Raw genomic sequence first — 24017 nt, 5'->3', positions numbered from 1 at the left:
CATGATATGATTATTACCATAATATATTAACACAAAAAGGATGAGAAATATGTATTTTAGACTTATGCACAAATCTGGTATTTATATTGTAGAGAAAGTTCAGGATCACCCTAATGGTGTTCTGGTTAGCATTGAAAGTGTTATCACTCACCCAATGCAGGGAGATTTGCATAATAGAGGAGAAGTTGAAAATGTATTCTTCCATGAGCGTAAAGCACTTTCTCATAAAGAAAAACGTGTGGTAGATGAAAATTTACTGAAACCTTATACAGATAAAGTACTCCCATATGTTGAATCATTAATTCAGGCAGTATCAAAAATGGAGCAAAAACTAAAAAATGAAGATACTCCTTTTAATAGTAAGGCACTTGATACGTTATCAAATATTAAATATGATTATGAACGTCAATACAAGTTTTCTTTCCCGGAATAAAAAAGTGACAATTATATGACGATTTTTTAATTTTAATCTGTTTCTTCTTATTTAAGGAATATATTATACGTTGTCACCATATTAAACTATTAGAAATCAATCCGTTTATTTTTCTTGTATAATAAAATACTAAAGGAGGTTTTAAGATGACTTTATGGATAGTATTGCTGCCATTTATAGCAGCGTTATTTCCAATTATTCTACAGAAACAAATACGTACTATTCATACGGGTTGGTTTGTACTACCCATTCCTGTAATTGCTTCAATATTCTTTATCAGCAAATTATCTTCATTAGGTCAGACATTGTTTGAAAAGAATAACTGGATGTCACGTATAGGATTAAATTTAAACTTTAAAATAGATGGCATTAGTTTACTTTTTGCTCTGCTTATTTCTGTGATAGGTATGCTCGTAGTATTCTATTCTATTTCATATCTTAGTAAACGAGAAGAACTTGGAAAATTCTATACATATTTATTGTTATTTATGGGTGCAATGTTTGGCGTTGTACTGAGCGATAATATTTTAGCACTTTATATGTTCTGGGAACTGACGAGTATTTCAAGTTTCTTATTGATTTCGTTCTGGTATTTTAAAGAAAAATCAATTCAGGGTGCTTTGAAATCGATGTTAATCACCGTCTTTGGTGGTTTAATGTTACTAGGTGCTATTGCCATCTTAGTTAGTATTACACACACGACTTCAATAGATGCAATGATTCAAAACGCAAATTTAATTCAGCATCACAAATTATTTCCGTTAGCTATCGTATTAATCTTATTAGCCGCATTTACTAAATCAGCTCAGTTTCCATTTCATATATGGTTACCAGATGCTATGGAAGCACCGACACCAGTAAGTGCATATCTGCATTCAGCGACAATGGTTAAAGCCGGTATTTATCTCGTAGCAAGGTTTACTCCTATTTTTGCTGTCAGTAATATATGGACAAACAGCTTAATCTTTATCGGCTTATTCACAATGTGTTTTGCATCGTTGAAAGCTGTTAATCAAAAAGATTTAAAAGGGATTCTTGCATTCAGTACAATCAGTCAGTTAGGACTTATTATGTCTTTACTTGGATTTGGCTCATTTGCACTAAAAAATAATCATAATGAACTTTTCGTTATTGCAGTTACGGCTAGTGTGTTCCACATTTTAAATCATGCCTCATTTAAAGGCGCTCTATTTATGGCTGTAGGTATTATCGACCACGAAACAGGATCACGTGATATCCGTAAGCTTAATGGATTACTAACATTAATGCCTGTAACTTTCACAATTGCAGTGCTTGGCTTATTAAGTATGGCAGGTGTCCCACCCTTTAACGGATTTTTAAGTAAAGAAATGTTTATTACATCTGTTTTAAATGCAGTAAAGAGTAGTTTCTCAGGTCAACCATTGCTTTCAAGTAGTGCATTAATACTTATGTTTATAGGGAGTATATTTACTTTTATATACTGTATAAAGTTAATCATCGATATTTTCTTTGGCTCCCCTAAAGATAATACAACTGAGAAACAGCCTCACGAAGCTCCAAAGTTATTACTAGCTTCACCTATTATATTAATCAGCATCATGGTTGTGATTTCACTTGTTCCAAATATATTTTTACCATTATTAAATGCGGCGACAAACAGTATATTAAATCAGTCTGTTCATATAGAGCAAATCCATCATTTTCATGGATTTAATACACCACTATTTATTACATTAGCTATCATTATTTTTGGTGCACTACTCGTTGCTACTTTTAAATACTGGGAAAAAATATATACTTTTTTCCCTGCTCAGTTCAGTCTGAATAGGGGATATGATCTGTTACTTACACAATCACAAAAGAAAAGTAAGTTAATCAATCAGTTTCTCGTGTTAAGAACCATTCGTTTCAGTATGTCTGCAATACTGATTACGTTTATTATCATAACAAGCTATGTATTTATCAATAATCCGATTCATTTTAATTTTGAGTCGCTAGGTTCAATCCAGCCATATGAGTTGATCCTCATTGGCATCATATTAATTGCAAATATTATGATCTTAAAATCAAAATCGCGTTTATTTAGTATTATCATGTTAAGTACTATCGGTTATTCCATTGCACTATTATTCGTTTTCTTTGATGCACCTGACCTAGCATTAACACAACTTGCTATTGAAACGATTTCAACAGCATTATTCTTAATGTGTTTCTATCATCTACCACGTCAGTATCGTCATGAAGAAAGTTCAAAATTTAAGTTATCAAATTTTGTGATTGCATTGCTTTCAGGTATTTGTGTCACAATCATTGCTTTAGCAGCATTTAGTAACAAACTTTATCCATCCATTGCAGAATATTATATTAAAAATGTATATGAACTTGCCGCAGGAAAAAATATGGTAAACGTAATTTTAGTAGACTTCCGTGGATTTGATACTTTATTCGAATCAAGTGTACTAGGAATAGCAGGTATAGGTATCTATACATTAATACGATTAAGACAGAATAGAGGTGATAATAATGAAAAAGCAAAATAATGATGTCATTCTACAGTTTTGTACGCTCGTTGTCTTCTTCATTATTATCACTTTCGCCTTTGCCATATTTATGGGTGGTCATTATACGCCAGGCGGAGGGTTTGTAGGGGGATTACTCATATCATCTGCACTTCTCATTATTTTAATTGCTTATGATATTAAAACTTTACAACAGATTATTCCTATAGATTTCAAAAAGGTCATTGCTATCGGATTAATGTTTTGTTACGGCACACCGTTAATCAGTATCTTACAGGGTAAACCCTTTTTCACGCATACTTTTGGTGACCTGCATTTACCGCTCCTGGGTGAACTACATCTTCACACTGCAGTATTATTTGATATTGGAGTAATGCTTGCAGTAATTGGAACGACTTTGACGATAATCTTAACGATTGGAGAGAATGAATAATGGAAATATTAATCATTATATTGAGTGGCATACTTGTTACTTGTGGTGTCTATTTGATTCTCTCTAAAAGTTTGCTCAGAATCATTATCGGATCTTCTATCATTTCTCATGCCGTCAATTTAATATTGCTTACAAGTGGCGGCTTAAAAAAAGGTGCTTCACCAATCTATGAAGAAGATCAGCATTTTTATACAGATCCAATTCCACAGGCATTAATATTAACAGCAATCGTAATAAGTTTTGCTGTAACTGCGTTTTTCTTAGTACTTGCTTTTAGAAGTTATAAAGAGTTAGGTACTGACAATGTATCAGATTATAAGGGGGTACCTGAAGATGAGTAATTTAATCGTATTCCCAATTATATTACCAGCTCTCACTGCTATTATTTTAATTTGTATCGGAAAAAAACCTATTATTAAAAGAATGGTAGCATTTTTTGGTACTTTAATAACATTTTTAGTTACACTTTATCAGTTTATACATGTTTTTAAACATGGCACAATATATCTAGAACTTGGAAACTGGAAAGTACCATATAGTATTGTGCTCGTTTCTGATATGCTATCGGCAATTTTAGTCCTCACAACAACATTAATTACTTTGATTATAATCTATTATTCTTATCAATCAATTGGACTTGACCGAGAAACATATTATTATTACTCATCAGTGATGTTTATGCTGGCTGGTTTAAATGGCGCATTTACAACTGGAGATATCTTTAACTTATTCGTATTCTTTGAAGTATTCTTAATCAGTTCATATGTGTTAATGATTATCGGAGGAACGAAGATACAATTACAGGAAAGTATTAAATATATACTTGTGAATGTTACGAGTTCGGCATTTTTCGTACTCGCAATCGGTATGTTGTATTCAGTTATCGGCTCATTAAATATGGCTGATATGAGCAGTAGAATCGATGGCATAGAAAACCAAAATATTATTGTGATCTGTGCGATATTATTTATCTTTGTATTCGCTACAAAAGCAGGTATGTTTCCTTTATATTTCTGGTTACCAGGCGCATATTACGCTCCACCGATACCAATTCTTGCTTTATTCGGTGCGTTGCTTACTAAAGTGGGTGTTTATGCACTATACAGAACGTACAGTTTATTCTTCAGTCAATCTGGCGAATTCGTGCAGAACATACTGCTTGTATTAGCAATACTCACAATTATATTTGGGTGTATTGGTGCACTTGCATATCGTGATATGAAGAAAATTATCATCTATAATATTATGATTGCCGTGGGAGTAATTATCGTGGGACTTGCAATTTTTACAAAAGAAGCTACAATTGGCGGCATTTATTACTTAATTCATGACATGATTATTAAAGCGAGTTTATTTATGCTTATCGGTATCATTATGAAAGTTACGAATGAAACAGACATTAGAAAAATTGGTGGACTTATAAAAGATTATCCGCTGCTTGGCTTTACGTATTTTATTGCAGCGTTATCACTTGCAGGTATTCCACCACTAAGTGGTTTCTACGGAAAATACTTTATCGTAAAAGCAGCGATGAATGAAGGATATGTGATAACTGCTATCATCGTATTAATCAGTAGTTTAGTCGTATTATATTCAGTAATCAATATCTTTTTACAAGTTTTCTTTGGTACTGGTAAAAAATACGTGCAACCAACTATCAATAAGATGATGTTTGCGGCAGTATTAATGACAGTTCTCGCAGTATTATTCGGGGTTATGAGTGATGCTTTATATCCAGTCATTGAAAAAGCTGCATTATCAATTCATTCACCAGAAACTTATGTCAAAGCATTAGGGGTGAAATAATGGCGATACAAATGATTATACATACAGGGCTAGTCATACTATGGTGTATCTTAACTGGTTCTGTATCTTTCGGTAATATGTTACTTGGTTATTTATTTGGACTCATAGGGATATATATCATGAGACCATTTTTACCTGGTGGGTTCTATCTCATTCCTTTCTTAAAAGTGCTACGTTTAATCGTTATATTTATTATCGAATTATTTAAAGCAAATATCAATGTTCTAAAAATCGTTATTGCACCAAAAATAGATATACAGCCTGCATTCTTTATGTATCCAACCGATTTAAGAAAAGATTGGGAAATCAGTTTATTGTCTCTACTGATTACGTTAACACCAGGAACAGTCGTTGTAGCAGTTAGTGATGATAAAAGTAAGCTTTATATCCATGCAATAGACTTTAGTGATATAGAATCAGAAATAGATGGCATTAAGCATTCTTTTGAAGATGCGATAAAGGAGATTGGATTATCATGACAATAGAATTTACCAATATTATCATTATTATCGCATTGATTATCGTTTCTTTATCGATGCTCGGTATACTATATCGTGTCATTAAAGGCCCAACTATAGCCGATAGAGTTGTTGCACTTGATGCATTAGGTATCTCTCTAATGGCAATGATTGCACTATTCTCTGTACTGTTAAATACTAAATATTATATCAGCATCATTATGCTACTTGGCGTACTGGCCTTTTTAGGAACAACTGCTTTTGCCAAGTTTATGGAGAAAGGAGAAATCGTTGAATATGATCGACACAATCGTCATCGTCATTAGTATGTTCTTTATTATTATCGGTGCATTGCTGACAGTAATAAGTGCTATCGGTTTAATCCGCTTACCTGACGTGTATACCCGTGCACACGCAGCCAGTAAATCTTCAACGCTTGGTGTTATGTTTATGATGTTCGGCGTATTTCTTTACTTTTTAGGTCGTGATCATCATTTTGAACCGACATTGATTCTCGCAATTCTTTTTATATTCTCTACCGGACCGATTGGTGCACATTTAATTATGCGCAGTGCTTATTATTCTGGTACTGCTTACACAAATTCAACTGTGAGAGATGACCTTAAGAATGCAGAATAATAACATAAAAAGTTTAATACAAAAAAGCTGAGATAAGGATTTCGTCCTTATCTCAGCTTTTTAATTGCCACGGTACATCGTGACGTGGAAATTAATCTATCATTGTCATCATATACTTTTATTTCCCAAACATGAGTCGATTTGCCTTGATGGATAATCAATGCTTTCGCATATACATCGCCTGATTTTGCGCTTGATATATGATTAGCATTAATCTCTAAACCTAATGGAATCTCATCTTTACCGATAAGTAAAGATGAGCCATATGATGCTGCTGTTTCACAAAGTGCAACTGTTGCTCCTCCATGCAGGTAACCAAAAGGTTGACGGACCAAATCAGTAATTGGCATTTTCATTACTAATAAATTGCCCTCAAAACTTACTTGTTCAATCTTAAAATGTGTTATTAAACTTGGTACAGATAATAAATTTGAATCCATGATATCCTCCATGACTTCTTTTTATCTATAATACCATTGCTGCAATAAATCCGAAAATAATGAGCGGTATATTAAACAATAAGAATGTCGGTACACATGTATCCCAAATATGGTTATGCTGACCATCCATGTTAAGCCCTGCTGTTGGACCAAGTGTAGAGTCACTAGCCGGACTACCTGCATCACCAAGTGCACCTGCAGTACCAATAATAGCTATAATCGCCATGCTGCTTAATCCAATAGAATTTCCTAACGGAATAAATAATGCAGCAATGATAGGAATGGTTGCAAACGAAGATCCGATACCAAGTGTCACAATTAAACCAACGATTAACATAAAAATTATTGTTAATACTTTTGAACCATCAGTGAATGCTACCATATCCTGAACTAAACGTTCTACATCTCCAGTAGCACTCATAAGACTCGCAAAACCATTTGCAGTAAGCATCACCACACCAATGTAAGCCATAATCTTAATACCATCTGTTAAAGTGTCATCTAACGCTTTCCATTCATATGCAAATGATACAAAGAAAATTAATATCCCTGCTAATGCACCAAAGATCATTGATTCAGTCATAGTCTGCACAATAAATGTACTTAAAATCGCAAGTATTGTTATAAATATGACGTATGGTCTAAGCGGCGGCCTATTCTCAGTTGGGGTTAAAGTTACGGTATGATATGTTCTTGGTTTTCTAAATATAATGAAGGCAAGAATGAGTCCTACAATAAATCCCATAGAAGGTATAATCATCGCTTTATATATATCGCTAAATTCTATTGCATAATCTGCTTTATCGAATCCTTTTTTAATAATACCATGGAAGATGTATCCATAACCGTAAGGCATCAATACATACGGAAAGTTTAATCCGAAGCAAAGGATTACTGCTAATAATCTTCTATCTATCTTTAACTCATTAAATAAACTAAGTAAAGGTGGAATGATAATTGGAATAAATGCAATATGTACCGGAATAATATTTTGAGACATACAAGAAATAATAATTAAAGAAACAAGTAATATCACTTTAGTATATATTCTCGTATTTTTCTTATTTTCAACTTTTAGTTTATTTATTATTTTCTCAACAAAATAATCTGTAATACCACTATAAGAAATTAATGCTGCAAAGCCTCCAAGTAACGCATAGCTTAATGCGACTTCACTTCCATCCACGATACCTTCAGTGAATATTTTAATGGTCTTTTCAATACCTAGACCTGAAACAAGACCACCTGTTATTGCTCCTATAAATAGTGATAGCACGACATTAAGCCTACATAAACTTAATATGACCATCACAAGTACTGCGATTAAAACTGCATTCATAAATAAATAACCTCCAAATACTTTAATTCGCTAATGTACTACCATGATAAAGGAGTTATTTATTTTCGTCAAGTGCTTCATGCATTAGTTTTATGATGTAGGTATAAACATGCTGATTATCAGGATAATTGATTAAATCAACTTCAAGAACATTTGGACTTATAACATTAAGGCCAAATTGTTCAAGGGTAATTAAATCCAGAACATCTTTATGTTCTATCTGATGCTGAAATTGATAGGTAAACTCAAAGTTTTCTTCGATGAGCTTTGAAATGAATTGTAAATTATTATGATTTATATTTATCTGTCTTTTGTCAATTTGGCTCATACTACTTATCTGTTGTTCTTTATATTCATGATTTTTTAACTGTATACAAGCTGTATTTAAACGATATTGTTTTGCATAGAACAACACATCATATAAAATATTAAAGTAATTTTGACGATGTGTTTTGACAGTCTTACCGTTGAAAGCAATGCGTGCTTCACTTTCTTGCACCATTTCGCTGTATTGAATATAGATAATACCAACAGAAGATGCTAATAATGCTTTTAATAATGATTTAGGTATAAAATTTTCATGCCTTATAACGATAAACAATGTCGTAGCACTTTTGGGAATATATTCATACATCTTAATATTTTCATCATTTATTAAACATATCGTTCTTTCTGTAACTTCATCTGGAATTGCTGTTAACGTATTTTCCACATCACTATGATTATTATTTATTTTAAATAAGTTATACAACGCTGTCTGAATCATCATCACTTGTTCATGTGACAAATATTTTGAAAGTAATGCCAGATGAATATTCATGTGGACAGCTCGTTTTAATATCTCTGAATTTTTAAGATATAAATTTTCAATCACTGTAACGTGATTAATAACCTTCTGCATATCAATATGTTTTAAATTTCCGACTGGTATAAATAAAAATAAAGTATTCTCCGATGAAATAAAGTATGGTAATGTCTTATCTCGTAAAGGATACTGTGCTTCAATGATTGCTTTATGATTTTCCAGCAATGGTCTTAACTGACTGATTTGTGATGGTAAAAAACACACATAGCACGTGTCTATGTGTGTCTGTAAATGTTTATTTAGCATATGCCCACTCCTTAAAACATTGTATACCCGCTACGTCTTAAATTTCTAATGACAAAACCTGCAGCAATTGCCCCTATTAAGCCCCCAGATAACATGATGATGTCTGCAGGTAAAAGGTGGGTTAAACCTGTCCATAATTTATTAAATGCAAATTTTGGTTTCAATAAATAATCAGCTGTAGAAATTTTATCAACAATTGCAAATACAACAATCGGATATAAAGCCGTCATAATCCAAGTTGATTTCAGTAACATATTTAAAATAAATGCGATACCAAAAAATAAAACAAAAAATAAAAGTGTTGAAATAATCAACTGAATGAGTGCTGTCAAAAATGCCCCTCCTAAGTATATAAGTGATAATGTGTATAATTAAAGTGAGCTCCAGGAGACTCAGTACTTGTTAGCGTTATTGCTTCGCTTTTTTCTTGTAAAAGATGATGAATCATCGGTGATACAGTATTGTCCTGAAGAATTTCATCTGGCGTTCTCCATGCGACAACTTCAATTTCATCATTTGGATACTTGAGTGTAATATCAGTTGAAAGCGGTTTGATGAGAAATAAAATCATATTATCAGATATTTCATTATTAATGACACCGCTTCTTAGCCCGATTACACCTTGAACTTCTCCTTCAATGCCAGATTCTTCATATAGTTCCCTTAATACAGCCTGATCTGCAGTTTCACCATTATCAATAAATCCTGCAGGTGTACTCCACATGCCACGCATACCGCTATATTGTTTCTTAAGTAAGAGCCATTCACCTGCTTCATTAATTACTATTGCATTGACCCCTAACCAAACTTTATCTCGTGCCATAATATTCTCCTTACTTATAAAAAAAGTGAGGTGGGCAATCATTATGCCCCGCTCACTTTTTAAGCATTTAATATTGAGACAATATTAAAATTTACCTTTTTTGTATGCAACACCAGCGCCACCAATTTTGAATATCGCACGTGTATCGATTAATTTTTTCATGAATGCTGCTTTTTTACCTGTAATTTCTTTACCGAATACAACTCCTACACCATCATGAGAACCTAAAGAACATACAGTTCCTTTATCATCATATGCAAATGCTGATAATTTTTCACCATTTAATAATTTTTGGATTGCAGCCGCAGTGAATTCACCTTGTTGCATTGCAATTTGAGCAGTCGTTGGTAATGGACGCTCTCCACTCATTACTGCAGAACAGTCACCGATTACAAAAATGTCGTCGTAACCATCGATACGTAAATCTTCACGAACTACGATACGTCCACGTTTAACACCATCAAATGATTCTTCCATTAATTTAGAACCACGAACACCCGCAGCCCAGATTACTGTGTTAGCGTATAATTGTTCTTCTTGTTCATTAACTTTAACAACGAAACCATTTTCGTTCGCAGCAACGATTGGTGTAGCAATCTTGAATTCAACCCCGCGTTTTTCTAAATAGTTCATTACATATTCCACTAAATCTTCAGAGAACATTGGAAGCATTTTTGGAGCTGCTTCAACACATGTTAATTTCACTTTTGATTGATCGATATTGTATTCTTTACATAAAGCAGGTACCTTTTCTACTAATTCCCCTAATAATTCGATACCAGTAAAGCCAGCACCACCAACTAAGATTGCTAAATCTTTTTCGTCTTTTTCAGAACTGTTTGCATAGTGTGCAAAACGCTCTTCAATATGCGCAGCAATACGACGTGCAGTATTAATATTTTCAATTTGGAATGCATGTTCTTTCATACCTGCAATACCAAAAGTTTCTGATTCGAAACCTAATGCTACTACTAAAATATCAAACTTATAAGTACCATTTGTTGTTTCCACAGTTTTTTCATCTTTATTGATTTTAGTAACTTCGTCAACTACGAAGTCTACTTTTGAATGATTTAAAACGCTTGCGATAGGATATAAACAATCCTGATATTCACGTGTACCAGCTGAAGCTTCATGCAACCAAGTTGATTCATAGTGATATTCGTTTTTGTTGATTAATGTAATATCACAATCCTGTGAAGAAACTAATTTCTGTAATTTGGTTACAGTTTGAAGACCTGCATAACCTCCACCTAATACAACTACTTTTTTTCTTTCAAATCCCATTTGTATTCACCCATTCTCAATAAATTTTTTAATATATTAATCTTTCAATTAATAAAATGTGATTTTTGTCACAAAGTTATTTTTGAATATTCCAACTTATATATTAAGACTTTTATACTATAAATACAAGTGAATTGTGAATATTATTATACAGACGCTTAACAATTTTCTGGCGTACCTGCGACATCTTTTGTTCTAAATGAACTACCACATCCACAAGCTGCAATCGCATTTGGGTTTTCAATTGCAAATCCACCACCCATTAATGATTGTTTAAAATCTACAGTCGTTCCATTTAATATTGGTGCATCTGCTTTATCTACCAATACTTTCACACCATAGTAATCTAAAACTTCATCATTTTCGTCAGGGCTTTCTTCAGCGCTCATACCGTATGATAAACCAGTACATCCGCCACCTTTTACCGAAATTCGTAAGTAACCGTTCGGTAAACCATTGCTTTCCATCATTGATTTAACTTCATATGCAGCTGCTTCTGTTAAAATTACAGTACTCATAATAAATTCCTCCTTAAAATAACCATGTTTCTTCGATATGTTTGTATATATTTTGTTTTAATAGTTCTGGTGTGTCGCCTGTTACGATATCCCCGTTAACAAGTGCATAAAGACTATCATTACACTGTCCACAATATGTTAGACAACCATAGTCTAACACATCAATATTTGGATCATTAGATAATTCATCAAACACACTTTGACTGCCTTTGGCTAAATTTGAAATACAAAACTCCACAATTGGATTCATTTTCATCTTCCTTAATAATGATAACTTTTACTTATCGTTTTATATCAACTTTTGTTATCGTTAGTATTATATAATCGCTATAATTTAATGGTAATCTATATTATAATTTAGATTGAGGAAAAACAATAGAACTTTGACTTACGAAGGGGATTAAAACAATGAAAAATTTAGTATTACTTGGTGGGGGCTATGGTAATATGCGTATTATGCAAAGACTTCTGCCGAATACATTACCAGCGGAATACAATATCACATTAATCGATAAGATTCCATTTCATGGTTTAAAGACAGAGTTTTATGCACTTGCTGCCGGAACAGAATCAGATAAAGATGTACGTGTAGAATTTCCACAGGATAAGCGCTTAAATATCGTCTATGGAGAAGTTACACAAATAGACCTTGAAAAGCAAATTGTGTCTATCGGTGAAAATCATGTAGATTATGATGAGTTAGTAATTGGTCTTGGTTGTGAAGACAAATATCATAACGTTCCTGGTGCAGAAGAATATACATACAGCATACAGACAATGACAAAAGCACGTAAAACTTATCAGGCGATAGCTGACTTGCCATCTGGCGCTACAGTGGGGATTGTAGGAGCTGGTTTAAGTGGTATCGAACTTGCAAGTGAATTACGTGAATCAAGAAAAGATTTAAAGATACAACTATTTGACAGAGGTGAAAGAATATTACCAGCTTTCCCTGAGAAATTAAGTAACTACGTTAAGAAATGGTTTGATAAGAACAATGTAGAAGTTATACCTAATTCAAACGTCGTTAAAGTTAAACCTGGTATGCTTTATAATAATGACATTTCATATTCAGTAGATATTTGTGTATGGACTGCAGGTATACAACCTGTTGAAATTGTACGTAACCTGCCAGTGGAAATCGGTGATGGTAATCGTGTTAAATTAAATCAATATCATCAAATCCCGACGCATCCAAATGTTTACGTCGTTGGCGATTGTGCTGCATTACCACATGCACCAAGTGCACAACTTGCTGAAGTTCAGGCAGAACAAATCATCGATGTAATGAAAATGATCTGGTCAGATAAACCACTACCTGAAGTTATGCCAGAATTAAAACTACAAGGGTTTATGGGATCTTTAGGAGAAAAAGAAGGCTTTGCTTATTTAATGGAGAAAACAGTGACGGGAAGACTCGCAAGATTAATGAAGTCAGGTGTTTTATGGTTATATAAATATCACAATGGATAAAATAAAACGATTAGGTCATCCTAATCGTTTTATTTTACATAATGTTCTTCTACGAATTTAGTAACCTGTGGTAATTGAATATATCCATCAGCTACAATTTCGTCATTCATCGTTATTAGCGGATAAAATAATTCATCATTGTTAATCTGTTCAATGATATTTTCATCATGATCTGTTAAATTTTCTGATTTGTTAATATCAATATAATGATAGTTAAACTTTAAATCAGGAAACTTTCGTTCCAGATTCGGTTGAATCCAGTCATAAATATCTTTTGACGTCGGTGCATTAACACAACTTGCACACACAACGTCAGCACCGTAAATGATAACATTTATCATTTATAATACATCCCCCTTTAAACTATCAAATTAATATGCTATATTGATTATACTAAAAAAGTTAGAGTAAACCATTACATTTACTCGAAAGGAGTTAAAATGACAACTGAACAACAAACAATGTTTGATGCTGTGAATGAAGTGTTAGAAAAATTACGCCCATTCTTATTAAGAGATGGTGGCGATTGTGAATTAGTAGATGTTGAAGATGGAATTGTTAAACTTCGCCTTTTAGGTGCATGTGGTACTTGCCCTTCATCAACAATTACATTAAAAGCTGGTATTGAACGCGCGTTACTTGAAGAAGTACCTGGCGTTGTGGAAGTAGAACAAGTATTTTAATGATCATTTGAACCGAGACAACAGTCTCGGTTTTTTATTTTGACGATAATAATATCGATTCCGCCAAATCTTTAAAATATAAATAAATGAGATTGATTAATAAATAACCTGAATCAATTTTATGACCTGCTACTAATTTAATCTCCACCTATTGTAAACCTATGATATAATTTAGTTAACTAATTATTAGGGGGACTAAAATTGAATTATGCAGAAAGTGTCATTAATGGCTATACGTTAACAAAAGAAGAAGCACTCCAAATTCTACAAACGCCTGACCATCAATTATTATCACTATTAAATGATGCTTATCAAGTACGTTATCACTATTATCAAAACAAGGTAAAACTTAATATGATCTTAAATGCAAAAAGTGGTCTCTGTGCGGAGGACTGTGGCTATTGTGGTCAATCAATCAAAGTAGATAAAAATGAAACAGGTTGTACACCTTACGCTTTAGTCGATGAGGATAAGATTATTCAAGGGGCAGATAGTGCAGTTAAAAATAAAGTAGGTACTTATTGCATCGTTATGAGTGGACGTAAGCCTACAAACCGTGAAGTCAACCGAGTTACGAACGCTGTTGAAGCGATCAAAGAAAATCATCCGCAGCTCAAAATTTGCGCTTGTCTTGGATTAACGAATGATGAGCAGGCAAAAAAATTAAAAGCTGCAGGTGTAGATCGATATAACCATAATCTCAACACGAGTGAACGATATCATGAAGAAGTCGTTTCTACACATACATATGAAGATCGAGTAAATACTGTTGAAATTATGAAAGCTAATAATATCTCACCTTGTTCCGGCGTAATTTGTGGTATGGGGGAAACAGATGAAGATATCGTTGATATGGCATTTGCACTTAAAGCAATTGATGCTGATAGTATCCCGGTAAACTTCTTACATGCGATAAAGGGAACAAAGTTTGAAGATAAAGATGAACTGACTCCAAATAAATGCTTAAAGATTTTATCTTTATTCCGTCTTGTTAATCCAACGAAAGAAATTCGCGTTTCAGGCGGCCGTGAAGTCAACCTTCGCTCTTTACAGCCTCTTGCCTTGTATGCTGCGAACTCTATCTTTGTTGGTGATTATTTAGTAACTGAAGGTCAACCGAACAAAGAAGATTATCAGATCATCGAAGATTTAGGTTTTGAAATTGAATCAAATGCTTTTTTACAGTCTCCTGATAAAATAGAAAATAAGGACACAAAAATAGAAATTAAATAATAATATAATCACTAAAAAAAGAATGATCCTGATCATGGATCATTCTTTTAATTATTTTTTCACTTCACTTACAGGCTTTTTACCTTCAATAATTAACTTAGCATTTTTTATACACAGCTCAATCATCGCATTTCTCGTATCTACTGTTGCACTTCCGATATGCGGAAGAACTGTAATACGCTTTTCAGATAGGAATGGATGCTCTTTCCCTACAGGTTCGTTATTTAATACATCGACCCCTGCTGCATAAATCTCTTCGTTTTGAATGGCTTCCAGTAAGTCATTTTCAACAACATGCCCACCACGACCGATATTTATAAATATCGCACTTGATTTCATCTTTTTAAATGCATCTTTATTAAATATATTTTTTGTTTCATTTGTTAATGGTGCAGTACATATGATAAAGTCACTTGTTTCCAGCAATTTATCAAAAGATACATAATTAGCTCCAAGTGCTTTTGCAGCTTCGCTTTCACTACGGTTATGATATTGAACGTGCATATTTAGTCCAATACAGCGTTTCGCTAATGCCGTACCGATATTTCCCATACCAAAAATTCCAACTGTCTTTTTGTACACATCAAGTCCGGCAAGTAAATAAGGAGACCATCCAACCCAATTGCCCTCTTTTACTAATTCATTTGCTTCAATGATGCGTCTTGCTGTAACAAACATTAAAGTAAATGCGAGTTCAGCAGTTGTTTCTGTAAGTACATCAGGTGTATTACAAATAATTATATCTTTACTACTTGCATAATCGATATCAATATTGTCATAACCCACTGCAAGATTGATTACTGCTTTAAGGTCCGGGTTGTTATCCATAAATTGTCTATCAATATTATCACTTAACATAGAAATGATAATAGATTTATCTTTTGATGATTCTAGTAATGCTTCTCTTGGCATCGGTTGAATCGTCTCTGGATAAACTTCTACCTCTGCAATAGATTCTAATTGCTCAACATAATGCTTTGGAATACTTCTTGTAATCAATACTTTCATATTATTCCCCTTCATACATGTCGATTACTTCTAATAGGTTCTTAACACTATATGTCGGTGGTACTGCTTCAGCCATGACCTGTTCATAAGTTGAAACACCTGTCTGTACATGAAGTGTATCGATATCACTATTAATACCACTCATAATATCTGTCATATATAAGTCACCAATCATAACAAGTTCTGACTTATCCAGTCCAATCATTTCAACAGCTTTATTCATAATTGTAGGCATCGGTTTACCGATAAACTTAGGTTCCACGCCAGTTGAAACAGTGATAACACTTGTTAATGCACCATTACCAGGTAAGAAACCACGTTCAGTTGGAATCGATGTATCTGGATTAGTAGAAATAAATTTCGCACCGTTTCGTACAGCTAAACAAGCGATTGATAATTTTTCATAGTTGATATCTACATCCAATCCGATAACAACATAATCTACATGTTCTTCTTCTTTAATCACTAAACCTTCATCTTCTAACGCTTGACGAATACCTGTTCCACCAATAACATAGACCGTTGCACCAGGTTTTTCATCAGCTATATATGATGCTGTAGCCATCGCGCTTGTGACAACGTTATCAGCATGTGCTACAAATCCCATCTTAGAGAGTTTATCCGCAACTTCATCCGGTCTTTTCGATGCGTTATTTGTTACAAATAAATAAGGTAAGTTATTATTCGCTAAATAGGCAATAAATTCTCTAGCACCTTCAATGATCTCTGTTCCGGCATACATCGTGCCATCTAAATCTAATAAGTATCCACTATATTTTTTCATTTTTACTACCTTTCCCAAATGCTGATACAGGGCCAAGTTCATTTGCTATAAACGTATCAACATCGTTTTTGAATTTTTGATAGGCATTGATGTTCTCCATAAAAATGCGCTTTACTTCTGCATGGTTAATATCAGTATAGTTTCGAACAAACCATTGACGTGTTGGTAATGTCTTACTAATTTCATCTTTAGATAACGAAGAAATCACCTTTTCCATCTCTAAAATATCAATGACATCCTGATAACTACCAGGATCACGCATAACAAATCCATCAATAATCATATTTCCTACATCAACAACTGCTTCTATAAGCATATGACATACACGTTCTAATGCGAATCCTTCAGAATTTACTACTTCTTTTGATAACTTATCAATATACACGAGTTTTTCTTCTAATTCATCTCTATCTACAAAATACATCTGATCGCCTCCACCACTATTCTATCAAATTTTGAAAAGCAATACACAACATGTATAATAAAATTACTGGAGGAATGCTTAATGATAGATATGTATTTATACGATGATACTGAAAAGGCAAATATACGATTTGTAAGCTTTGTTGGTGAAAATCGACATGACTTAGCACTGATTCAAACAGATAGACATTATGGCAAAACGATTGTGCTCAATACTCAGTCGAATAAATTCGGTATTATTGGTCGCGATGACCTTGATGAAGAAGGTTATATTGCCCATGTGTTTGGCATTAGTGACGCTGATGCTAAAGAAATCACTGAATTCCTTAACGAAGTGATCCATTAAAAAATTCCAGCTTACCGAAGTAAGCTGGAATTTTAAATTAATTAATGAAATCACTAAATGTCTTCATATTCTTTTCATTAGATTCACTCGTCGTATTTACTAAATTTTCTTCTTCTGAAGTTAATTCTATTGGAAAAGCCTCATTATTTTCATTAAATCCTTCTATTTCTTTTGTTGCTTCAGTCTGGTTATTGTCTTCCTTCGATTCAATATCTGTTATTAATTCAGGCTGTGTTAATTTTACAACTTCACTTTCAGTTAAACGTTTTAACACGAAATAGGCACATCCAAAATTGCAGTACTCTAATAAGTAATCCTGAATTGCAGAAAACCTCTTACTGATATCAGCACCTTTTTTCTTATCATCAAAGAAACCTGTCAACCTTAGTTGTTCAAATCCTATATCTCCGACAATATATGGATAACGATCTAAAATTTCTGAATAACGTCCTTCAAACATTTCCTGATTAAATGCATCTTTATGATTTTCTATAATATGAAAGTAATGTTGATTCACGTTAATAATCATAAGTCACCTACTCGCTTGCAGCTTCACCTAGTCTGTGTTTTTCTTTTGCTGCTGCATTTACCTGCTCATCCGCATGGTAAGAACTACGTACCATAGGTCCAGCCTGACAATGTTTAAAACCTTTTTCCATTGCTATTTTACGTAATTTACCAAACTCTAATGGTGTATAATATTTTTGAACTTTTAAATGTTTACGTGAAGGTTGTAAATATTGACCAATTGTCATTATATCTACATCGTTTGAACGTAAATCATCCATAACCTCTAAAATTTCTTCCCAAGTTTCACCTAAGCCAACCATTAAGCTTGATTTTGTAGGAATATCTGGTTGTAATTCTTTTGAACGACGTAATACTTCTAATGAGCGATCATATTTTGCACGGGCACGAACTCTTGGTGTTAAACGGCGCACTGTTTCAATATTATGATTTAAAATATCAGGACGTGCATTCATTAAACGTTCCCAGTTATCAAAACTGCCACCCATATCTGATGGTAAGACTTCTATAGTGGTATAAGGATTTACTTCACGTACTTTACGAATCGTTTCAGCGTATACTTCAGAACCACCATCTTTTAAATCATCACGGGCTACTGCAGTGATTACTACGTGCTTAAGATTCATTAGACGTACAGATTCTGCAACTCGTTCCGGTTCATTTAAATCAAGTTCGTTCGGTAAACCTGTCTTAACGGCACAGAAACGACATGCACGCGTACATACGGCACCTAAAATCATAATTGTAGCTGTACGACGTTCACCCCAACATTCATGTATATTAGGACATTTTGCTTCTTCACAAACTGTATTTAAATTATGCTCACGCATCATTTTCTTTAGGCCAGTGTAATTCTTATTAGTATTTAACTTAATTTTAAGCCATTCGGGTTTTCTTAAGATTTCTTCGTTCTTAGTCGCCAATTCAATCCCTCCAATTAATTATGCTACAATTATAACATAAAGATATTATTTTGAAATTCTAAGATTTTATTGTTCAAAAATTGTACTCATTATTTTCAATTGCTGTTTGCATTAGATCACGCAAAAATTCAGGCATGAAATATTCTTTTTCATTTTGAACAAACTGTGGGAAGAATCGGCCAAAAGTATACATATCTAATGTTGCTAGTTTATAATTCTTATGATTATCAATTTCTTCTGTACCAATAAAATATCTTTGCTGTGATTGTATATACCCGATATTATGTAATACATACATACCAAATAGATCGCCTCTAAAACCAAATCCTTTAACGATCTCATCTTTATATTCATGTTGCTGACTAACGTTTATCACTTCTTTTAACTCACGTCCGGTCAAAGTAATTTTTACAGGGTTAATCGGATGTGGCAACATTTTATGCAGTTCATATTTTGTATATTGATTGCCGGTATATCCATTAACGATAAGTCCGGTATTGATTAACGCACATTCACCACCAGTAAATTGCATTAGTTTATCAGCTAATATGTATGTCGTATATGATGCACTATATAATCTTCTTGGTAAATCAATTTGTCTTTCTGTAATCGGTTCTGATAATAACGTTTTACCTTGAGCATAATAATCATCTTCAGTATTACGAATATCATCTGTATTAATCAGCCTTGCTTTTTTATCCACTAGATTGTTGCCATCAAAAGATAATGTAACTTCCCCTAGATATTCACCATATCTTCCTGCCGCTCCGATTAGAACACCGTTAACTTGCTCACCATGTTCAAAATAATGATGTGTATGTGCACCGAGAATCAAATCGATTTCCGGATGACTTTCTGCAAGCGTTCTATCAAAAAATTTACCTAAATGACTTAATACGATAACGACATCAACATTCGGTCGTAAATTTTGTATTTCTTCAGTAATAGCTGCCATCGGGTCTGTAACAATCCATCCTAAAGCTTTATAAAATGGTGTAAATTCCGCCGTAGCACCAACAATACCAAATTTAATACCTTTCTTTTCATAAATCACTGATTTATCAATATTGTTAGGCAAATCACCGGCTTCATCAAACAAATTACAGCAAGTCACTTTAAAATTTGCATCCTGATAAAGTCGATTTAAATCATCAAAATTTAAAGTTATTCCTTCATTATTACCAAGTGTTACGACATCCACCTGCGCTTCGTTTAACAATTGAACATTTGCCTGACCAAGCGTTGCTTCTGTAAATGGATGACTTCTATCAACATGATCGCCTAAATCTAAATAAAGCATGTTTTGTGATTCTGATTTTATATCAAGAATATAACGTGTGATTTTCTTATAGTTTGATAAATAACTATGTAAGTCATTCGTATGAAATATTTTTATATCCATTCACTTGCCTCCTTATCATCCAGTGAAGCTTTTAATAATTAAATATATTCCTAATAGCATTAATATAATACGTAACATCAGAACAACTGTTGTTGATTTCATGCGTTTATTAATCTGAACACCGATTTTTGCACCGATAAAACTCGCGATAATCAGTAAAATTGCATATGACCATATAATATTCCCTTGTACAATATGACTCGTTGCGCCACTCACACTTGATACGAATATCATAATCATGCTTGTTCCTACTGCAATATGAGGCGGAAATCTAAAAATGATAATCATCAGAGGTGTCATCAATGCGCCTCCTCCGATTCCAAAAAGACCTGTTAAACATCCTACCAGAAATGTTAAGAATACAGCAGGTATCGGTGCAATACTATAATGGTAAGTATCACCTTTTATATCGGTATACGATTTTTCATACTTTTTATTCTGGAAGAATTTAATCGGTTTTATTTTATCTCTTACCATTAAGACAATACTCATAATAATTAAGAATATACCGAAATAAAGGTTAAAGCGGTGTATCGTTAAATACTGACTTAAATGAGCACCTACCAATGCTCCTGGAATGATACCTACCATAAAGATAACAGCATTTTTAAGATCTGCCTGTTTGTTTTTTATATAGCCTAAAGCAGCAGATAAGCCTGTTGAAATTAAAATTACAGTGGATGTTCCAATCGCTTTCTGTGGTGTAATACCATCTATCAATCCAATTTCCATACCTAAATAAATTAAAGCCGGCACAATAATGATGCCACCGCCGATACCAACGATTGAACCGATAATACTTGAAAATAAACCTAAAAATATTAAAACAAAAATTGCAGTCATACTCATTTCGACACTTCCTAAAATAGTTTTAGTTGTTTAAAGTTTAAACCTGTATATTCGATATTTAATATTTCACACATTCTTTTTGCATTGCCGGCTGCATGACCACCTGAATTATTATTAAATACAACATAAACATTTCTTGCTTTCTGATCGAGAATTTGAAGTTCTTTCGCTAAAAATTTTAATTCAGTTTCGTTATAATCATAGAGATAGCGTACATCTCGCCATTCCAGGTCAGACAAATCTTTTTTTGTCCATCCGGCAACATTTCTCCCATGAAAGCGAACAAGTGCATCCTCATGTGTGATACGATTAACGAAGGGTATACTGCCGTGACCTGCTTGTGGTTCATCACATACAGAATGAATCAACTGTTGTTCGTATAAAAAATTAAGTGTATGTTCTTTCATATCAGGTGTAAACCAGCTATCATTTCTGAATTCAATGCAAATAGGAAATTGTTTAAAATGATTTTTCAAGTAAATAATATAATTGATATTTACTGTAGTACAATCATACCAGGGCGGAAACTGAACGAGTAAACAACCAAGCTTTCCAGCATCATAGATTGGCTGAAGCATTGTTTTAAATTGTCCAATGAGTTCCATTCTCGATGCAGCAAAATCTTCTACAGCAGCATGCCCTGTGAGGGCCTGATGAATTTTAACGATAAATTTAAAATTATCCGGTGTTTCTTTTATCCATTTTTGAATATTGCGTTCAGGTTGAATAGAATAATAAGTAGCATCTAGTTCAACTATCGGAAAATGTGCACCGTAATGATAAAGCTTTTCATTTTTATTTGTGAGATCTGCATATAATAAATCATGATCTCCCCAACCTGTAAGTCCTATATAAATCATTTCATCACCTAACTGTTATTTTATCATAAACTTATCAAAATATAGATTGGAGAACTTATGACTACCATTACCCTTAATAATGTAAATTTTTCTGTTAATGATAAACATATTATAAAAAATGTATCTACAAATTTTCATTCCGGTAAGATTACTGCTTTAATCGGTCCTAGCGGTGCCGGCAAAACGACTATTTTAAAAATGATCAACGGATTAATCAGTCCAACTTCAGGTGATATATTAATTGATGATCAATCCATTCAATCACTAGATTTAGTTGAGCTAAAAAAACAAATTGGATTAGCACTTCAAAGTGCTCCGATGATACAAGGCACAGTATACGATAATATCAATCTACCTAAGAAGATATTTAATCAGACACTACCGTTTGAAGCGGCCACTAAACTTCTTGATCAGTTAAACCTGGATTCGATTGACCTAAACAAGAATGTTAAAAACCTTTCAGGAGGGCAACGTCAACGCCTATCTATCGCACGAACATTAGTTAACGAACCTAAAGTACTATTACTCGATGAAATTACATCGAGCTTAGATCCACGAAGTGTACGTGAAGTAGAAGCATTGATTCATAAAATCAATGAAAGATATAACGTCACGGTTATCTGGATAACGCATGACGTTGAACAGGCGAAACGGGCTGCAGACTACTACTGCATGCTTAAAGATGGTGAAGTTGTTACTACAGGTGAAGCGAGACAATTATTTGAATCAAATAATGAAACCTTGAATGCTTTTCTGAAAGGAGAGATAGAATGACATTAACACAACTGACATTAACACTTATATTCGTACTGATACCTTTAGTCTTAAGTTATACATTGAAACTAGGTCTTGAAAAAGATATTATCATTGCCACGATCAGAAGCACAATACAACTGATTATTATCGGTTATTTACTGACTTTTGTTTTTGATGGCAATCATCCAATCTACATACTGTTAATGATTTTACTTATGATTACAGCCGCAACACAAAATATAATAAAAAAAGGCAAAGGAATAAAAGGTATCACCTGGAAGATTGTGTTGACTTTAATCACAGTTGAAGTTGTTACGCAAGCTATTCTACTAGGCTTTCATATTATTCCATTTGAAGCGCGTTATGTTATTCCGATTAGCGGTATGATGATTGGTAATGCAATGGTATTATCATTACTATTTCTCAATCGCTTCTTAAGTGAACTTGATCAAAATGATGAACAGATAGAATTAATTCTATCTCTTGGAGGAAATCCTAAACAAGCTATTCACAGAGTGCTTATGACATCAATTAAAAATTCGATGATACCGACTATCGAAAGCCAAAAGACAATGGGGCTCGTGCAACTTCCCGGAATGATGAGCGGACAAATTATCGGTGGGGCTGATCCTATAGTTGCTGCACAATTTCAGTTACTTATTCTGTTCTTGTTATTGACAGCAGCAACACTATCAAGTGTGATGGTAGGATTTTTAAGTTATCCGACTTTGTTTAACGACAAACAACAATTCATCGGTAAATTTTATAATACAGAAAAAAATGCCTAAGACACTGCGTCTTAGGCATTCCAGACTGTAGACAAAGTCTCCTTCGGAGATGAAGTTTACAGTCTTTTTTTGATAAAATATAGATATATCATTGAACGGTGGTGTTTTACTTGATTAAGAGAAGTAAGTCTGAAGATATTAATATCATTCGCAGTCAATTTGAAATGTATTCA

General features: G+C 33.4%; 30 protein-coding genes and 1 pseudogene. 14 read left to right on the top strand and 17 right to left on the bottom strand.

Annotated elements, in window-relative coordinates:
- The first annotated feature begins 49 nt into the window (after window positions 1-49).
- From kapB to mnhG, 8 genes are all read left to right on the top strand, one after another.
- Window positions 50-433, top strand: coding sequence for a sporulation phosphorelay system protein KapB (kapB, locus tag BHX94_RS11905; protein ID WP_111746950.1), 384 nt, complete (start codon window positions 50-52; stop codon window positions 431-433).
- A 146-nt stretch (window positions 434-579) separates the two neighbouring features.
- Window positions 580-2955, top strand: coding sequence for a Na+/H+ antiporter subunit A (locus BHX94_RS11900; RefSeq protein WP_111746948.1), 2376 nt, complete (start codon window positions 580-582; stop codon window positions 2953-2955).
- Window positions 2939-3367 carry a Na(+)/H(+) antiporter subunit B gene (locus tag BHX94_RS11895; RefSeq protein WP_111746946.1) on the top strand — a complete coding sequence of 143 codons (429 nt, stop codon included), beginning with the start codon at window positions 2939-2941 and terminating at the stop codon, window positions 3365-3367. The genes BHX94_RS11900 and BHX94_RS11895 overlap by 17 nt, the downstream gene beginning before the upstream one ends.
- The gene (locus BHX94_RS11890; protein WP_096077027.1) at window positions 3367-3708 is read left to right on the top strand and encodes a Na(+)/H(+) antiporter subunit C; all 342 of its coding nucleotides are present in this window, start codon (window positions 3367-3369) and stop codon (window positions 3706-3708) included. Before BHX94_RS11895 ends, BHX94_RS11890 begins: the two co-directional genes overlap by 1 nt.
- Window positions 3701-5173 carry a Na+/H+ antiporter subunit D gene (locus BHX94_RS11885; protein ID WP_111746944.1) on the top strand — a complete coding sequence of 491 codons (1473 nt, stop codon included), beginning with the start codon at window positions 3701-3703 and terminating at the stop codon, window positions 5171-5173. The genes BHX94_RS11890 and BHX94_RS11885 overlap by 8 nt, the downstream gene beginning before the upstream one ends.
- On the top strand, window positions 5173-5652 hold the full coding sequence (locus tag BHX94_RS11880; protein WP_111746942.1) for a Na+/H+ antiporter subunit E: 480 nt from the start codon (window positions 5173-5175) through the stop codon (window positions 5650-5652). The genes BHX94_RS11885 and BHX94_RS11880 overlap by 1 nt, the downstream gene beginning before the upstream one ends.
- Window positions 5649-5957 carry a Na(+)/H(+) antiporter subunit F1 gene (locus BHX94_RS11875; protein WP_111746940.1) on the top strand — a complete coding sequence of 103 codons (309 nt, stop codon included), beginning with the start codon at window positions 5649-5651 and terminating at the stop codon, window positions 5955-5957. Before BHX94_RS11880 ends, BHX94_RS11875 begins: the two co-directional genes overlap by 4 nt.
- Window positions 5929-6270 carry a monovalent cation/H(+) antiporter subunit G gene (gene mnhG / locus BHX94_RS11870; RefSeq protein WP_111714348.1) on the top strand — a complete coding sequence of 114 codons (342 nt, stop codon included), beginning with the start codon at window positions 5929-5931 and terminating at the stop codon, window positions 6268-6270. The genes BHX94_RS11875 and mnhG overlap by 29 nt, the downstream gene beginning before the upstream one ends.
- 47 nt (window positions 6271-6317) lie before the next feature.
- On the opposite strand, the gene BHX94_RS11865 is transcribed toward mnhG, so the two are convergent.
- From BHX94_RS11865 to BHX94_RS11830, 8 genes are all read right to left on the bottom strand, one after another.
- Window positions 6318-6710 (bottom strand): PaaI family thioesterase, encoded by a 393-nt coding sequence (locus BHX94_RS11865; RefSeq protein WP_111746938.1) that lies wholly within the window; start codon window positions 6708-6710, stop codon window positions 6318-6320.
- A 25-nt stretch (window positions 6711-6735) separates the two neighbouring features.
- On the bottom strand, window positions 6736-8049 hold the full coding sequence (locus BHX94_RS11860; protein ID WP_111746936.1) for a Na+/H+ antiporter family protein: 1314 nt from the start codon (window positions 8047-8049) through the stop codon (window positions 6736-6738).
- A 55-nt stretch (window positions 8050-8104) separates the two neighbouring features.
- Window positions 8105-9160, bottom strand: coding sequence for a hypothetical protein (locus tag BHX94_RS11855; RefSeq protein WP_111746934.1), 1056 nt, complete (start codon window positions 9158-9160; stop codon window positions 8105-8107).
- Window positions 9161-9171: 11 nt separating this feature from the next.
- Entirely contained in the window at window positions 9172-9492 is a 321-nt protein-coding gene (locus BHX94_RS11850) for a YuiB family protein (RefSeq protein ID WP_111746932.1), read from the bottom strand.
- Between the two features lie 11 nt (window positions 9493-9503).
- Complete coding sequence (locus BHX94_RS11845) at window positions 9504-9983, bottom strand: NUDIX domain-containing protein (RefSeq protein WP_170120841.1); 480 nt, start codon at window positions 9981-9983, stop codon at window positions 9504-9506.
- A gap of 84 nt (window positions 9984-10067) precedes the next feature.
- Window positions 10068-11270 (bottom strand): NAD(P)/FAD-dependent oxidoreductase, encoded by a 1203-nt coding sequence (locus BHX94_RS11840; RefSeq protein WP_096077037.1) that lies wholly within the window; start codon window positions 11268-11270, stop codon window positions 10068-10070.
- A 158-nt stretch (window positions 11271-11428) separates the two neighbouring features.
- Window positions 11429-11788 carry a HesB/IscA family protein gene (locus BHX94_RS11835; protein ID WP_096077038.1) on the bottom strand — a complete coding sequence of 120 codons (360 nt, stop codon included), beginning with the start codon at window positions 11786-11788 and terminating at the stop codon, window positions 11429-11431.
- Between the two features lie 13 nt (window positions 11789-11801).
- Window positions 11802-12038, bottom strand: a complete 237-nt coding sequence (locus BHX94_RS11830; protein WP_099580433.1) for a YuzB family protein — start codon at window positions 12036-12038, stop codon at window positions 11802-11804.
- A gap of 158 nt (window positions 12039-12196) precedes the next feature.
- Between BHX94_RS11830 and BHX94_RS11825 the strand changes: the two genes are divergently transcribed.
- Window positions 12197-13261, top strand: a complete 1065-nt coding sequence (locus tag BHX94_RS11825) for an NAD(P)/FAD-dependent oxidoreductase (RefSeq protein ID WP_111746928.1) — start codon at window positions 12197-12199, stop codon at window positions 13259-13261.
- A 29-nt stretch (window positions 13262-13290) separates the two neighbouring features.
- Here BHX94_RS11825 and BHX94_RS11820 read toward each other — a convergent pair whose 3' ends face one another.
- Entirely contained in the window at window positions 13291-13602 is a 312-nt protein-coding gene (locus BHX94_RS11820; protein WP_111746926.1) for a YuzD family protein, read from the bottom strand.
- Between the two features lie 24 nt (window positions 13603-13626).
- On the opposite strand from BHX94_RS11820, the gene BHX94_RS11815 reads away from it, so the two are divergent.
- The gene (locus tag BHX94_RS11815) at window positions 13627-13944 is read left to right on the top strand and encodes a NifU family protein (protein WP_379875392.1); all 318 of its coding nucleotides are present in this window, start codon (window positions 13627-13629) and stop codon (window positions 13942-13944) included.
- A 201-nt stretch (window positions 13945-14145) separates the two neighbouring features.
- Window positions 14146-15177: a biotin synthase BioB gene (gene bioB, locus BHX94_RS11810; protein WP_111746924.1), complete on the top strand. Its 1032-nt coding sequence runs from the start codon at window positions 14146-14148 to the stop codon at window positions 15175-15177.
- Between the two features lie 51 nt (window positions 15178-15228).
- Here bioB and BHX94_RS11805 read toward each other — a convergent pair whose 3' ends face one another.
- Genes BHX94_RS11805 through BHX94_RS11795 form a run of 3 tightly spaced genes read right to left on the bottom strand, consistent with a single transcriptional unit; the run spans window position 15229 to window position 17393 of the window.
- Complete coding sequence (locus tag BHX94_RS11805) at window positions 15229-16185, bottom strand: 2-hydroxyacid dehydrogenase (RefSeq protein ID WP_111746922.1); 957 nt, start codon at window positions 16183-16185, stop codon at window positions 15229-15231.
- A 1-nt stretch (window position 16186) separates the two neighbouring features.
- Window positions 16187-16969 carry a TIGR01457 family HAD-type hydrolase gene (locus BHX94_RS11800; RefSeq protein WP_111746920.1) on the bottom strand — a complete coding sequence of 261 codons (783 nt, stop codon included), beginning with the start codon at window positions 16967-16969 and terminating at the stop codon, window positions 16187-16189.
- On the bottom strand, window positions 16956-17393 hold the full coding sequence (locus BHX94_RS11795; protein WP_111746918.1) for a DUF86 domain-containing protein: 438 nt from the start codon (window positions 17391-17393) through the stop codon (window positions 16956-16958). The genes BHX94_RS11800 and BHX94_RS11795 overlap by 14 nt, the downstream gene beginning before the upstream one ends.
- Before the next feature lie 81 nt (window positions 17394-17474).
- Here BHX94_RS11795 and BHX94_RS11790 point away from each other — a divergent pair, with 81 nt between their 5' ends.
- On the top strand, window positions 17475-17738 hold the full coding sequence (locus BHX94_RS11790; RefSeq protein WP_111746916.1) for a DUF3055 domain-containing protein: 264 nt from the start codon (window positions 17475-17477) through the stop codon (window positions 17736-17738).
- A 234-nt stretch (window positions 17739-17972) separates the two neighbouring features.
- Here the strand turns inward: BHX94_RS11790 and BHX94_RS11785 are convergent.
- From BHX94_RS11785 to BHX94_RS11765, 5 genes and pseudogenes are all read right to left on the bottom strand, one after another.
- Window positions 17973-18264 (bottom strand): annotated as a pseudogene (locus BHX94_RS11785) (YutD family protein); the annotation flags it as partial.
- Between the two features lie 10 nt (window positions 18265-18274).
- Window positions 18275-19189, bottom strand: a complete 915-nt coding sequence (gene lipA / locus BHX94_RS11780) for a lipoyl synthase (protein ID WP_111746914.1) — start codon at window positions 19187-19189, stop codon at window positions 18275-18277.
- Between the two features lie 73 nt (window positions 19190-19262).
- Window positions 19263-20591, bottom strand: coding sequence for a bifunctional metallophosphatase/5'-nucleotidase (locus BHX94_RS11775; RefSeq protein WP_111746912.1), 1329 nt, complete (start codon window positions 20589-20591; stop codon window positions 19263-19265).
- Window positions 20592-20606: 15 nt separating this feature from the next.
- A complete protein-coding gene (locus BHX94_RS11770; protein WP_242446700.1) occupies window positions 20607-21440 on the bottom strand; it encodes a sulfite exporter TauE/SafE family protein in 834 nt (277 codons plus the stop codon).
- 11 nt (window positions 21441-21451) lie between these two features.
- The gene (locus BHX94_RS11765) at window positions 21452-22300 is read right to left on the bottom strand and encodes a DUF72 domain-containing protein (protein ID WP_111746910.1); all 849 of its coding nucleotides are present in this window, start codon (window positions 22298-22300) and stop codon (window positions 21452-21454) included.
- Window positions 22301-22357: 57 nt separating this feature from the next.
- Here BHX94_RS11765 and BHX94_RS11760 point away from each other — a divergent pair, with 57 nt between their 5' ends.
- Both BHX94_RS11760 and BHX94_RS11755 read left to right on the top strand, forming a co-directional pair.
- Complete coding sequence (locus BHX94_RS11760; protein ID WP_111746908.1) at window positions 22358-23074, top strand: ABC transporter ATP-binding protein; 717 nt, start codon at window positions 22358-22360, stop codon at window positions 23072-23074.
- Window positions 23071-23844, top strand: a complete 774-nt coding sequence (locus BHX94_RS11755) for an ABC transporter permease (protein ID WP_111746906.1) — start codon at window positions 23071-23073, stop codon at window positions 23842-23844. The genes BHX94_RS11760 and BHX94_RS11755 overlap by 4 nt, the downstream gene beginning before the upstream one ends.
- Window positions 23845-24017 lie beyond the last annotated feature (173 nt).

It is taken from the genome of Macrococcoides bohemicum (assembly GCF_003259675.1).
In the GTDB taxonomy this organism is placed as follows: Bacteria; Bacillota; Bacilli; order Staphylococcales; family Staphylococcaceae; genus Macrococcoides; species Macrococcoides bohemicum.
The sequence above is the reverse complement of the archived record's forward strand: the minus strand, read 5'-3'. Positions and strand labels throughout refer to the sequence as shown.